This window comes from Streptomyces akebiae, assembly GCF_019599145.1.
GTDB classification, from domain to species: Bacteria; Actinomycetota; Actinomycetes; order Streptomycetales; family Streptomycetaceae; genus Streptomyces; species Streptomyces akebiae.
Genome location: NZ_CP080647.1, coordinates 9,476,947 through 9,489,426 on the forward strand (window position 1 = coordinate 9,476,947; position 12,480 = coordinate 9,489,426).

The 12,480-nt window shown below is 72.0% G+C and carries 11 protein-coding genes; 4 read left to right on the forward strand and 7 right to left on the reverse strand.

Annotation, left to right across the window (positions count from 1 at the left end; translation table 11 throughout):
• Positions 1–15 precede the first annotated feature (15 nt).
• Both K1J60_RS41095 and K1J60_RS41100 read left to right on the forward strand, forming a co-directional pair.
• Complete coding sequence (locus K1J60_RS41095) at positions 16–672, forward strand: alpha-ketoglutarate-dependent dioxygenase AlkB family protein (RefSeq protein ID WP_220650659.1); 657 nt, start codon at positions 16–18, stop codon at positions 670–672.
• A gap of 51 nt (positions 673–723) precedes the next feature.
• Positions 724–1,965, forward strand: a complete 1,242-nt coding sequence (locus K1J60_RS41100) for an ROK family protein (RefSeq protein WP_220650660.1) — start codon at positions 724–726, stop codon at positions 1,963–1,965.
• A gap of 6 nt (positions 1,966–1,971) precedes the next feature.
• Here K1J60_RS41100 and K1J60_RS41105 read toward each other — a convergent pair whose 3' ends face one another.
• The 4 genes from K1J60_RS41105 to ilvY form a co-directional block, all read right to left on the reverse strand.
• The gene (locus K1J60_RS41105; RefSeq protein ID WP_220651937.1) at positions 1,972–2,406 is read right to left on the reverse strand and encodes a GtrA family protein; all 435 of its coding nucleotides are present in this window, start codon (positions 2,404–2,406) and stop codon (positions 1,972–1,974) included.
• Positions 2,406–3,383, reverse strand: coding sequence for a glycosyltransferase family 2 protein (locus tag K1J60_RS41110; RefSeq protein WP_220650661.1), 978 nt, complete (start codon positions 3,381–3,383; stop codon positions 2,406–2,408). Before K1J60_RS41110 ends, K1J60_RS41105 begins: the two co-directional genes overlap by 1 nt.
• Before the next feature lie 21 nt (positions 3,384–3,404).
• On the reverse strand, positions 3,405–6,098 hold the full coding sequence (locus tag K1J60_RS41115; RefSeq protein ID WP_220650662.1) for a YfhO family protein: 2,694 nt from the start codon (positions 6,096–6,098) through the stop codon (positions 3,405–3,407).
• Positions 6,099–6,298: 200 nt separating this feature from the next.
• The gene (ilvY, locus tag K1J60_RS41120; protein WP_220650663.1) at positions 6,299–7,168 is read right to left on the reverse strand and encodes an HTH-type transcriptional activator IlvY; all 870 of its coding nucleotides are present in this window, start codon (positions 7,166–7,168) and stop codon (positions 6,299–6,301) included.
• Positions 7,169–7,258: 90 nt separating this feature from the next.
• Here ilvY and K1J60_RS41125 point away from each other — a divergent pair, with 90 nt between their 5' ends.
• On the forward strand, positions 7,259–8,794 hold the full coding sequence (locus K1J60_RS41125; protein ID WP_220650664.1) for a ketol-acid reductoisomerase: 1,536 nt from the start codon (positions 7,259–7,261) through the stop codon (positions 8,792–8,794).
• Between the two features lie 74 nt (positions 8,795–8,868).
• Here the strand turns inward: K1J60_RS41125 and K1J60_RS41130 are convergent, their stop codons facing one another.
• Together K1J60_RS41130 and K1J60_RS41135 are read right to left on the reverse strand one after the other, a co-directional pair.
• Complete coding sequence (locus K1J60_RS41130; RefSeq protein WP_220650665.1) at positions 8,869–9,402, reverse strand: ATP-binding protein; 534 nt, start codon at positions 9,400–9,402, stop codon at positions 8,869–8,871.
• Positions 9,403–9,673: 271 nt separating this feature from the next.
• Positions 9,674–9,997 (reverse strand): hypothetical protein, encoded by a 324-nt coding sequence (locus K1J60_RS41135; protein ID WP_220650666.1) that lies wholly within the window; start codon positions 9,995–9,997, stop codon positions 9,674–9,676.
• A gap of 337 nt (positions 9,998–10,334) precedes the next feature.
• On the opposite strand from K1J60_RS41135, the gene K1J60_RS41140 reads away from it, so the two are divergent.
• On the forward strand, positions 10,335–11,477 hold the full coding sequence (locus K1J60_RS41140; protein ID WP_398683989.1) for an L-cysteine desulfhydrase Cds1: 1,143 nt from the start codon (positions 10,335–10,337) through the stop codon (positions 11,475–11,477).
• A 112-nt stretch (positions 11,478–11,589) separates the two neighbouring features.
• Here K1J60_RS41140 and K1J60_RS41145 read toward each other — a convergent pair whose 3' ends face one another.
• A complete protein-coding gene (locus tag K1J60_RS41145; RefSeq protein ID WP_220650667.1) occupies positions 11,590–12,423 on the reverse strand; it encodes a DeoR/GlpR family DNA-binding transcription regulator in 834 nt (277 codons plus the stop codon).
• Positions 12,424–12,480: the final 57 nt, after the last annotated feature.

Consider the following 12,480-nt stretch of genomic DNA (forward strand, 5'->3'; position numbering starts at 1 on the left):
CGGGACGATGGTGCCATGGACGCCGAGCTGTTCCCCCGGGACCGGACGGAGATCGCGCCGGGCGCGGTCCACGTGCCGGACTGGCTGGACGCGGAACAGCAGCGGCACCTCCTCGACGCCTGTCGCGGGTGGGCCCGGCCGCCCGCCGGGCTCCGCACGGTCCGCACCCCGGGCGGCGGCACGATGACCGCCCGGCAGGTCTGTCTCGGCCGGCACTGGTACCCGTACGCCTATGCCCGCACCGTCGTCGACGGCGACGGTGCGCCCGTGAAGCCGTTCCCGGACTGGCTCGGGGAGCTGGGTCGGCGCGCGGTCGCGGACACCCTCGGAGCCGGGGCGGCGACCGCCGCGTACGACATCGCCCTGGTCAACTTCTACGACGGCGACGCGCGCATGGGTATGCACCGCGACGGTGACGAGAAGTCGGACGCGCCGGTGGTGTCGCTGAGCCTCGGCGACAGCTGTGTCTTCCGCTTCGGCAACACGGAGACCCGGACGCGGCCGTACGCGGACGTGGAGCTGCGCAGTGGTGATCTCTTCGTGTTCGGCGGGCCGGCACGGTCCGCCTACCACGGGGTGCCCCGGGTACACCCGGGGACCGCGCCGCCCTGGCTCGGGCTGACCGGGCGGCTGAACATCACCCTGCGGGTCGGCGGCTTCGACGACTGCTGAGGCCCATCGCGCGGGGTTCGGCGCCGAGCGGATCATGGGAGACTCGGCCTCATGGACGGGAAGGCGGCCCCCAAGGCGGCGGGCGAAGGGACGACGGCACGGGCTCGGCTGGACCGGGGGAGGGGCGCGCTCGGTCCGGCGCTGGAGCTGGTGCACACCGGTCGGGCCCCGACGAGGGCCGTGCTCACCGCCGAACTGGGCGTCACCCGGGCCACGGCCGGTGCCGTGGCCGCCGAGCTGGAGGCACTGGGGCTGATCCGGGTCGACGCGCACCCGGGAGCCGCCGCCGGCTCCCAGGGCCGGCCCTCCCACCGACTCGAAGTCGCCGAGGAGGGGCCCGTCGCCCTCGCCGCCCAGGTGCACTCCGACGGCTGGCGCGCCGCGCTGGTCGGGCTCGGCGGGCGGATCGTCGCCACCACGCCCGCCTGCGAGATCGTGGACGCCGACCCGGCGAAGGTGCTCGGCTCGGTCGTCGACGCGGGCGCCGAGCTCCTGGCGGAGACCGGGCGGCGGTGTGTGGGGTCGGGTCTGGCCGTGCCGTCGGCCGTCGCCGAACCGGCGGGGCTGGCGCTGAACCCGCTGCACCTCGCCTGGCCGGCGGGGGCGCCGGTCCGGGAGATCTTCGCCGAGCGGGTCCGCGCGGCCGGGATCGAGGGGCCCGCGTTCGCGGCGAACGACGTCAACCTCGCCGCCCTCGCCGAACACCGGCACGGCGCCGGCCGCGGCTCCCGCGATCTGCTGTGCGTGGCGACCGGGCACCGGGGCGTCGGCGGCGCGCTGGTCCTCGACGGCCGACTGCACATGGGCAGTTCGGGCCTGGCCCTGGAGGTCGGGCATCTCACCGTCAACCCCGAGGGCCGGCCCTGCCACTGCGGCAGCCGCGGCTGCCTCGACGTCGAGGCCGACCCGCGTGCCTTCCTCACCGCGGTGGGCCGCGATCCGGGACCCGAGGGTTCGCTGTTGCAACAGGCCAACGAACTGATCCGCACCCAGTACGGCGACCCGGGTGTCCGCACGGCCGCCGAGGCCATCATCGACCGCCTCGGCCTCGGGCTCGCCGGTCTCGTGAACATCCTCAACCCCGACCGCATCATCCTCGGCGGCATGCACCGAGCCCTGCTCGACGCCGACCCCGACCGGCTGCGGGCCGTCGTCGCCGACCGCAGTCTGTGGGGTCGCCAGAGCGGGGTCGCCCCGATCCTGGCCTGCACCCTGGACCACAACAGCCTGGTGGGGGCGGCCGAGTTGGCCTGGCAGTCGGTGCTGGACGACCCGCTGGGCGCGCTGGCCTGAGGAGGCTCACCCGGTCCGGGAGCCCCGCAGCATGATCGTGCGGGACACCAGGAACGTCACCGGGATCGCCGCCCCCGACGCGAGCAGTGGCGCGAACCGGTTGCCCGCGTGCAGTACGTCCACGACGACGTACACACCCGCGGTCGTGATCAGGAAATTGGTGACGTTGGTCAGCGGGAACAGCAGGAATTTCCGCCAGGTCGGACGGGTGCGATAAGTGAATCGCGCGTTCAGGAAGAACGAGCCCGTCATACTCAGGGCAAACGCGAGAATATGTGCGGCGAGATAGGGAAGCCCGCTGAGGAACAACAGATAAAGCCCGTAATAAATCCCGGTGTTGACCACCCCGACCAGGGCGAAGGAAATGATCTGCCCCGATATGCGCCGCTCCGGCGCCGGGCGGGCCACGGGGCGAGGTTCGGTGCGTGTCACCGTCCCCATCAGCGAATGAGGTCCTTCGTCGTGCCGCACGCGGCGTGCCCCTCCGTCTGTTCCGCATTGGTCGCCTTCACCAGGAAGTGCGGGCGCCCCTTCACCTCGTAGTAGATCCGGCCGGTGTACTCCCCGATCACCCCGAGCATGATCATCTGCACTCCGGCAAGGGCGGTGACGGCCATGACGATGGTGACATAGCCCGGTGTCTCCACGCCGTTGACGAGTGCGTCACCCACGATCCAGGCCGTGTAGAGCCCCGCGCACACCAGCAGGCACAGGCCGAGGTGCAGGGCGGCCCGCAGCGGACGGTTGTTGAAGGAGAGGAGCCCGTCCAGTCCGTAGTTGAGCAGCGACCGGAAGCTCCAGGAGCTGCGACCGTGTGCGCGCACGGCGTTCTCGTACTCGAAGGTCGTACCGGGGAAGCCGACCCAGGCGAAGAGCCCCTTCGAGAAGCGGTTGTACTCCGTCAGCCTCAGGACTGCGTCGACGACCCGGCGCGACAACAGCCGGAAGTCCCCCACGCCGTCGACGAGTTCCACGTCCACGAGCCGGTTGACCAGCCGGTAGTACAGGCGGGCGGTGGCGGTGCGCATCAGACCGTCGCCGGTCCGGGTACGGCGGGCTATGACCTGGTCGTAGCCCTGTTCGCGCAGGTCGACCATGCGGCGGACCAGTTCGGGCGGGTGCTGCAGATCGGCGTCCATGACGATCACGCAGTCGCCCGAGGCGTGCCGCAGCCCCGCGAGCAGCGCGGCCTCCTTGCCGAAGTTGCGGCTGAACGACACGTAGCGGACGCGGGCGTCGAACTCCGCCAGCTGCTTCAGAACGGCGAGCGTACGGTCCCGGCTGCCGTCGTCGACGTACACGCACTCCATGTCGTGGCCGAGCGGAAGCAGTTCTTCCGCGACCTTCTGGATCTCCTCGTGGAAACGGGCGACGACGGCTTCCTCGTTGTAGCAGGGTGCGACGATCGAGATGAGCATGGATTCCCCAGGGGTGCGGTTTCACGGAGCGGTGGTCACGCGCTCACGTGCGGGCGGGTCGTCGGGCGCGGGTGGTGCGGTGGCCGGGAGAATGGGCCCGGACGTGGCCGGTGCCCGACGGCGGCGGATCAGGGCCGACGCCCCGAGCAGCAGCACGGCGGTGAGCGAGAGGGCCCCGACCGCCGTGCCCAGGCGCAGTCCGGGCGGATGGAACGTGCAGGTCACACTGCTGGCCGAGCCGTACAGCGGTACCGCGATCAGGCCGTAGTGGCTCTTGGCGGGGAGGGCGGGCGCGTTGCCGGCGGCGCAGCGCCAACCGGAGATCCGGGGTGCCGCGACGACGGCGATCCCGGTGCTGTGGGGTGGGAGTTCGGCCCGGATCGTCCCGTCGGACACGCTCACGTCGGTGGCGCCGTCGGCCTTGAGTCCCTCCACGGCGGCGCTCAGCCGCGCGGTGTCCAGACAGCCGACCGCTCCGTCCGGGACCAGACTGGTTCTGTTCGGCGACAGCTCGATACGGAACCGCCCGGAGCCCCCGACCGTGCCCAGCCGCTGCATCGGGGCGATCTTGGTGACGGGCTGGTCGGACCGGAACCGCCCGGTCGGCTTCACGCCGGGCCCGGCCCCGGAGACGGCGCCGTCGGCCAGCCGCGCGCTGCCCGACAGGTGGGGCGCCCACAGATACAGCTCGGACCCGGCCGGACAGCTGCCCGTGATCGTCGGCTTCCTCGGCGCGCTCGCGTAGGGCAGCGGGCCCACCCGCAGCCCCGGCCGCCCGTCGTCGCTGGGCGACGGCGGCTTCCCGGCGGCGGTGCGCACGCTGACCCGGGGCACGGTGTACACCCGTGTGCCCAGCAACAGTTCCTGGTTGCGGTACGGCGACGGACCGAAGCCGGAGAGGTCTGTTGGGCCGTCGGCGCGGTCGGTGTGCGGCCGTACCGTGACCAGCGGCGGCACGTCCTGCCGGGTCACGGTCACCCCGCTGCCGTCCTGCGGGAACCAGTTCTGGTGCGGGTCCGGCGGGGAGTGCACCCGCGCGCCGACGGAGAAGATCGCGTCCGTGACGGCGTTGTCCAGGCTCTGCACATTGCGGCCGCGCGAGGTCCAGCCGCCCCCGAGGGCGGTGAGCGTCCGGCTGAGTACGTCCGAGGTGAGGCTGCTGTAGTACTGGGCGCCCTGCCCGCCCACCAGTAGCGGGTCGTTGCCGACGGTCTGCTCCCGGCCGGGGTCGGTCCGGTGACGCGGCCAGCCGTCGGCCCAGGCGATCGCCTCCGCCTGCTCGCGCTGCCGCGCACCCCAGGGCGCGTAGTCGTCCATGTGCCCGAGCCGCAGCCGGGTGTCGGCGGCGGAGGTGACGGCGGCCTCGCCGAACTGTGTGCCCACGAGCAGCGCCACGGCGAGGACGGCGAGGCGCCGGCCGTTCCTCCGCTTCAGCCCGAGCAGGAGCAGACCGCCCAGCGCGCCGACGGCGGCGAGCAGGGCGAGCGGGAGGGTGAAGGCCCGGGTGGTCCGCTCACTGCCGCCCGCGACCACGATCACCAGCGCGAGCAGCGCACCCGCCGCGCCCAGCGCGCGCGGGCCGGGAACGCCGTACGACAGGGCGTGCCAGGCGGTGATCACCAGCAGCGCGCACAGCACGAAGGCCTGACGGTACGAGCTGCCCTGCGGGGTGGCGAAGGCGTGCCAGAGCAGATGCGTAGGCCCCCACTGCATCGACAGCGCCACCGCGACGACCAGCAGCGTCCACCCGGCGCGCAGGCGTGCCGGGGCCGCCCTGTGGAAGGGCAGGGCGAGCGCCAGCAGCAGCGCGGTGGTACCCACGTACACGGCCGGGGTCCCGAAGCTGTACGTCCCCGGCAACAGCCGGGCGAGCAGGTCCTCGGTGGCGACGGGCACGAACTGCCGTACCCGGCCCGGATAGGCGTGCCGGGTGCCGAAGTAGACGACGGTGACCAGGGGGGCCGCCAGACCCATGCCGAGGACGGTGATCAGGGCCGCGCGCCCCGCGGCCATGAGCCGCTGCCGGCGTGTGAGGTCGCCGAGCCACAGCCGCAGCAGCAGGACCAGGCCGGCGGCGAGGGTGGCCATGTAGGCGGTGTAGAAGTTGGCGATCCAGGCGAGCGCCACGATCAGCACACCGAGGAACGGCCGCCGCCCCCGCCGCGCCCACTCGCCGACCAGGCACAGCAGCGGCAGGAAGACCAGACCGTCGAGCCACATGGGGTTGGGGACCGCGTCCGCCAGGGTCCAGCCGCACAGCGCGTACGACGCGCCGAGCAGCCCCGCCGCCCACCAGCGGCCGGGACGCAGGGCGAGCAGCAGCCAGGCCATCGCGGCGGCGGCCGACGCCCCCTTCAGCAGGGTGACCACGTACACCGCGAGGTCGATCTCGTCGCGCGGGAACACCGCCACGAGCGGGGCGAACGGGCTGCTCAGGTATGTGCCGAGGTCGGGCAGGAAACTCGTGCCGAGGCCCGACCGCCAGTTGACGTACAGCCCGCCGTCCGCCCTGCCGTGCAGCAGGTCCCACAGGTGCGCGTGGAACGGCACGTACTGGTTGCCGAGGTCGTTGACGCTGCGGGTGCGCGGGCCGAAGGGATGGCTGCGGGCCACGGCGTCGGCGGCGCAGAGCACGGCGAGGGTGAACGCGGCGGCGAGCAGCGCGGCCTTTCCCCGCGGCCGGAGCAGCGCCGAGGAACGGGTTGTCGGATTCACGCCCTGTCCCTGTCCGCTCGGCACACCGAGTTCCGTTGTACTACCGACTTCATTTTCGACGGGCCCCCATTTCGGTTCGCCGAATTAGAGGCTCGTGGCTCGTTGAAGGTTGTGCCGTCCACGAAAAGTGAAAGTGCTAATTCCGAATACCCTGGGGGAGTTCGACGGGGTAATTGCCGGGGGGCGTACGGGAGTCGTCCTCAGGGTGATCGAAAGGTGAACTCGGCCGTCAGACTCCACAGGGCCGCCACATGGGGTCGCCGCAGATCCGCCCTGCGGACGCACAGCCCGATCGGGAACGGCGCCGGAGGACGCTCGGTGGGGATCACGGTGAGCCGGTCGCGCACGGCGCTGTGGTCGAGGACCAGCCGGGGGACCACCCCGGTGCCGCAGCCGAGTGCGACGAGCGTCAGCAGCGCCTCGTGGCCCTCCGGTTCGGCCGCCGGGTCGGGAGCGATGCCGTGGGAGCGGAACCAGCGGTCGGCGGCGTCACGGACCAGGCCCCGGTGCGGGAGGACGAAGGGGCCGTCGAGACCGGGGTCCGGACGTTCGCGCGCGGTGACGAACACCAGGTCCGTGGTGGCCACCGTCCGGCTCACCAGCGACTCCGGCAGCCGCGCCGGGACGCCCGCGACCGCCACGTCCGCCTCGCCCTCGTCCAGCCGGGCCAGCGCGGCCGCCGCGTCACCGGTGCGCAGGTCGAGGCGGACCTGGGGGTGGGCGGCGCGCAACGGCGCCAGCAGTGTGGGCAGCAGCGCCTGACACGCGGTCACAGTCGCGAACACGGCCAGCCGCCCGGTGAGTTCGGCCGGGTCCGGATGCTCCTCGCGGAAGGCCTGCCACAGTTCCAGGGCCTCGGCGGCGTAGGCGCGGAAGCGATGCCCCTCGGCCGTGAGGGAGACCCCCCTCGGCCCCCGGTCGAGCAGCCGGTGCCCCAACTCGGCCTCCAGCCGCTGCACCGTGCGCGTCAGGGTCGCCGGGCTGACATGGCAGTCCAGGCTGGTCCGGCCGAAGTTCAGCGTCCCGGCCAGATGGAGAAACAGCCGCAGATCGCGATGGTCGTCCCGCATGATCGCCCACCAGGGCCTTTCTGTTGCCGCAACGCTCCGCTGCAAAGGTTGCGCTTGCCGCAACACTCGCCGGGACCCTACAACTCCTCCATGACCACCACCTCCCCGTCCGCCTCCGCCGCCTCCACCGTCTTCGCTCTCGAGACCCTGAACATGCCCGGCGGAACCGAGACCGTCCTGCGCGGTGGCCGCCACCTGCTCCCGCTGCTGCCCGAGGCCTTCGCCGGAGTGCGTCGCATCGGGGTCGTCGGCTGGGGCCCGCAGGGCCGGGCCCAGGCCCGCAACCTGCGCGACTCCCTCCGCGGCACCGGCATCACCGTCTCCGTCGGCCTGCGACCCGCCTCCGCCTCGGCGGCCGACGCCCGCGCCCACGGCTTCACCGAGGCGGACGGCACCCTCGGCGACTGGCTCGCCGTCACCGCCGAGAGCGACCTCGTCATCCTGCTGATCGCCGACGCGGCACTCGCCGCCCACCACCGGGAGATCTTCGCCGCCCTGAAGCCCGGCGCCACCATCGGCCTCTCCCACGGCTTCCTCCTCGGCCATCTCCGGCAGACCGGCGGCGACTTCCCGCCCGGTCACGGCGTGATCGCCGTCTGCCCGAAGGGCATGGGCGACTCCGTGCGCCGCCTCTACGAACAGGGCGCGGAAATCAACGGCGCCGGGATCAACAGCAGTTACGCCGTCCACGCCGACCCCGACGGCCACGCGGCCGACCGTGCCCTCGCCTGGTCGGTCGCCCTCGGCTCCCCGTACACCTTCCGCACGACCCTGGAGAGCGAGTACCTCTCCGACATCGTCGGCGAGCGCGCCATCCTGCTCGGTGCCGTCCACGGCATCGTCGAGAGCCTCTACACCCGCCACCGGCTCGCCGGTGCCGACGAGGTGACCGCGTACGAGCGTTCCTGCGAGACCATCACCGGCCCGATCGCCCGCACCGTCTCCCGCGCCGGACTCCGCGCGGTGCGCGAGGGGCTCGACGCGGACGGCCGGGACGTCTTCGACCGTGTCTACACGGCCAGTTACGGACCCGCCCGTGAGATCGTCGCGGAGATCTACGACGAGGTCGCCGACGGCACCGAGCTGCGTGGCGTCGTCCTGGCCGAACGCCGCCTCGGCGCCCGCCCGATGAGCGAGATCGGCAACTCCCCGATGTGGTCGGTGAGCGCCCGGGCGCATGCCCGCCGGGGCGAACGCGACCTGCCCGTCGACCCGTTCGCCGCAGGTGTCTTCGTCGCCACCATGACCGCGCAGATCGACGAGTTCGTCGAGCGCGGCCATCCCTGGTCGGAGATCGTCAACGAGTCCGTCATCGAGGCCGTCGACTCCCTCCTGCCCTACATGCACGCCCGGGACGTCGCGTACATGGTCGACAACTGCTCCCGCACGGCCCGTCTCGGTGCCCGACGCTGGGGCCCCCGCTTCCAGGCCGCCTACGAGCAGATCGCCTACCCCGCCGCCGAACACCCGGCCGACCGGGCCCTGTTGGCGTCCTTCACCGCCCACCCCGTGCACGAGGCTCTGGCAGCGGCGGCGAAGCTCCGGCCGTCGGTGGACATCTCGGTGGGCGCGGCGGAAGCCGAGGCCCGGGTGAGCGGGCCGTCCGCCGGGCATCGCACGGCTTGAGCCCGCCACCCCCGGCCCCCTGGCAGCCGGTGTCCGAGCCCGTGCCGGCCGGCGACGAGAGGGTCACCGCCCGGTCAGCCTGCGACGGCCGACCGGGCGGGAGCGTGTTCGGACCTGCGCCCACGCACGGCGGGCCTGCGTCCGGTGTCGTACGGCTGTGCGGTGTCGAGCGTCAGGCCGGTGTCGTACGGCGAGATCTTCGGTACCGCTGCCGAGGAGGCCGGCAGGGTGAACCACACGACCTTCCCCGTCTCGCCGTGCGGGCGCACGCCCCAGCTCTCGCTCACCGCGGCGACCATCGCGAGCCCTCGGCCGCAGGTGGCGAAGGGATCCGCGTCCTGGACGACCGGGAGACGGGGGTCGTGGTCGTGCACCGAGACCGTGAGCCGGCCGAGGAGCAACTCCATCTCCACGGTGCACGTCTTGTCCGGTTCCGCGTGCCGGTGGACGTTGGACAGCAGCTCGGTCACCCCGAGTGCGGCCCGCTCGATCAAGGGATCCAGATGCCAGTAGCGCAATTGCGCAGATACGATTCTGCGGACCTGGCCGATCCGCGACGGCAGGGCTTGGAGCTCCACCGTGCAGTGCCTGCTTTGCTGGCTGATCACGGCTGCGACTCCCCGAATTGAGTCCGGAAGAAGATCGGAGTACGGATCCAGCGAGGTGGCTGGGCGAAAAACGCCGCCTGCTGTGGTGCGGCCGCCTACGACTGCCGCCTGGGGCGGAGGCCGGAGCCGCCGCCTGCTCCTGGGGTGGCTGTCGACGACCGCCGCCCGCTGACGTGGCCGGCGGGCTGGTTCGCAGCGTTATCGCCGGTAAACCCAGAGTGACGTGAGACCAGAGTGACCCAGGGGGCCCGGTCCCGCAACTCGCGGTTCGTCAGCTGCTGCGACCGGCCGCCTTGCGCACCGCCTCTATGAACCGGCGCGCGGACGGTGGACCGGGCTTCCCCGGAGCCGGGTCGTGCTCGTTCAGCGTGAGCGTGTAGCGGGTGCCGTTGACATCGGCCAACGCCCGGTCCTCGTTGGCGAACCAGGGCTTCGAGGCCCGGACCGCCTGCACCGGCGCGCTGTCGATCTCGCTGCCGTAACTGGTGAGCAACTGCAGTCGGCCGTCCTCGATCCGGACCTGCCCCGCCCGGGTGAGCTGCCGCAACCTCTTCCCGATCCGCACGCCCGTGGCCGTGAACTCCGGCTCGGCCATGTACTCCGCCCCCTAGTGCGCTTCGGCTGTGCCTGTCGTCTGATCCGTCGCGGACCGTGATCCAGTGTGCCCGAGATCGCCTCCCCCTGGACGGCCCCGGTGGCGTCGACTCGGCCCGTGCGGTGAAGTCTGCACGTCCCCCGCGTCGAGCACCAGTGCGCACGGTGGACCGGGAGCGGGGTTCCGGCGCATGCGCGGCATGCGCCCCCCATGCGCCCCGCGCATCCTTGCCACAGGAGTGTCTTTGAGGGGCTCAAAGGCATGTTTATGCAGGTGAGAAGCGTGCGGAAGGTGTCTATCATCGGGGCGTCCGACGCCGCGACCCGCCGTCGGCGCAATGCGTGAGGAGCACGCCGTGAGCACCGCCCACCCCACCCGTCCTGGCGCCACCCTCGACGTCGACCACAGCGACACCGAGTACCGCCGCTGGCTCAAAGAAGCCGTGCGCAAGGTCCAGGCCGACGCCAACCGCTCCGCCGACACCCATCTGCTGCGCTTCCCGCTGCCCGAGAGATGGGGGATCGACCTGTATCTCAAGGACGAGTCGACCCATCCCACCGGCAGTCTGAAGCACCGTCTGGCCCGCTCCCTCTTCCTCTACGGCCTGTGCAACGGCTGGATCCGGCCGGGCCGCCCGGTCATCGAGGCCTCCAGCGGATCCACAGCCGTCTCCGAGGCGTACTTCGCCAAACTGATCGGCGTCCCCTTCATCGCCGTCATGCCCCGCACGACCAGCGCCGAGAAGATCCGTCTGATCGAGTTCCACGGCGGCCGCTGCCACTTCGTCGACGACTCACGGAAGATGTACGAGGAGTCGGCCCGTCTCGCGGTGGAGACCGGCGGGCACTACATGGACCAGTTCACCTACGCCGAGCGGGCCACGGACTGGCGCGGCAACAACAACATCGCCGAATCCGTCTTCCGCCAACTCCGGCTGGAGCGCTTCCCCGAGCCCGCCTGGATCGTCGCCACCGCCGGGACCGGCGGCACCTCCGCGACCATCGCCCGCTACGTCCACTACATGCAGTACGACACCCGCATCTGCGTCGCCGACCCGGAGAACTCCTGTTTCTTCGAGGGCTGGACCACCGGCGACCCCGACGTCACCTGCGACTGCGGCTCACGCATCGAGGGCATCGGCCGTCCCCGCATGGAGCCCAGCTTCGTCCCCGGCGCCGTCGACCGCATGATGAAGGTCCCCGACGCCGCCAGCGTCGCCGCCGTCAGAGCCCTGGAGAACGCGATCGGCCGCAAGGCCGGAGGCTCCACCGGCACGGGTCTGTGGAGCGCTCTCAAGATCATCGCCGAGATGGTCGCCGAGGGCCGCCAGGGCAGCGTGGTCACCCTCCTGTGCGACCCGGGCGACCGCTACCTCGACAAGTACTACTCCGACGAGTGGCTGGGGCGACATGGCCTGGACATCGAGCCGTACGCGGCGGCGATCGAGAGGCTGCTGGTCACGGGGGTCTGGACGGACTGAGGTGCCCTTTTGCTCCGCCGTGCGCTTCCGCGCCCCGCCAGGGGCGCGGGGAACCGCGCGACCAGCCACGAACGGCCCGCGGCCTTGAACGCGCCCTCAGCCGAACCGGCGCTCAGACATCCGCGCCGTCCTCCTCGTCCTCCCCCGCCACCACCAGCCGCCGCAGATGCTCGGAGATCTCGGCCCGCGCCTGCGCGGCCAACCCCGCATCGGTCACCAACGTGTCGACCTGCTCCAACGCGGCGAAGGAACTCAACCCCACCGTCCCCCACTTGGTGTGGTCGGCCACCACCACGACCCGCCGCGCCGACTGCACGAGACGACGGTTGGTCTCGGCCTCCGCCAGATTCGGCGTGGACAGACCCGCCTCGACCGATATCCCGTGCACACCGAGGAAGAGCACATCGAAGTGGAGCGCCGCGATCGCCTGATCGGCCACCGGCCCCACCAACGAGTCGGACGGCGTCCGCACGCCACCGGTGAGCACGACGGTCGCCGCACCCTGCCGGGGGCCCGTCGTGCGCTGAGCCGCGTGGAAGACGTCGGCGACCCGCACCGAGTTGGTGACCACGGTGAGATCGGGCACGTCCACGAGACGGTGTGCCAGCGCGTACGTCGTCGTGCCGCCCGAAAGAGCGATCGCCGAGCCCGGCGCCACCAGCTCCGCGGCCGCCCGTGCGATGTCCTCCTTGGCGGTCAGCTCCAGCCCGGACTTCGCCTCGAAACCCGGCTCGTGGGTGCTTGCCTCGGCCACCGGCACCGCACCGCCGTGCACCTTCTCCACCGCGCCCTGACGGGCCAGCGCGTCCAGATCGCGACGCACGGTCATGTCCGACACACCGAGTCTGCGCGTCAGCTCGTTGACCCGGACCCCGCCCCGCCGTCGCACCTCGTCGAGGATCAGGGCTCGGCGCTGCTCCGCGAGGAGGTTCTGGTTCTCACTCACGCTCGCTCCGGTCCTCTCGCCCCATCACGCCCGACACGCCTTCCCTACCCCTTCCGA

Coding starts and splice junctions, on each gene's coding strand:
- K1J60_RS41140 (WP_398683989.1), top strand. CDS start 10,335: ATGCGTGAGGAGCACGCCGTGAGCACCGCCCACCCCACCCGTCCTGGC.
- K1J60_RS41095 (WP_220650659.1), top strand. CDS start 16: ATGGACGCCGAGCTGTTCCCCCGGGACCGGACGGAGATCGCGCCGGGC.
- K1J60_RS41135 (WP_220650666.1), bottom strand. CDS start 9,997: ATGGCCGAGCCGGAGTTCACGGCCACGGGCGTGCGGATCGGGAAGAGG.
- ilvY (WP_220650663.1), bottom strand. CDS start 7,168: ATGCGGGACGACCATCGCGATCTGCGGCTGTTTCTCCATCTGGCCGGG.
- K1J60_RS41125 (WP_220650664.1), top strand. CDS start 7,259: ATGACCACCACCTCCCCGTCCGCCTCCGCCGCCTCCACCGTCTTCGCT.
- K1J60_RS41105 (WP_220651937.1), bottom strand. CDS start 2,406: ATGGGGACGGTGACACGCACCGAACCTCGCCCCGTGGCCCGCCCGGCG.
- K1J60_RS41100 (WP_220650660.1), top strand. CDS start 724: ATGGACGGGAAGGCGGCCCCCAAGGCGGCGGGCGAAGGGACGACGGCA.
- K1J60_RS41110 (WP_220650661.1), bottom strand. CDS start 3,383: ATGCTCATCTCGATCGTCGCACCCTGCTACAACGAGGAAGCCGTCGTC.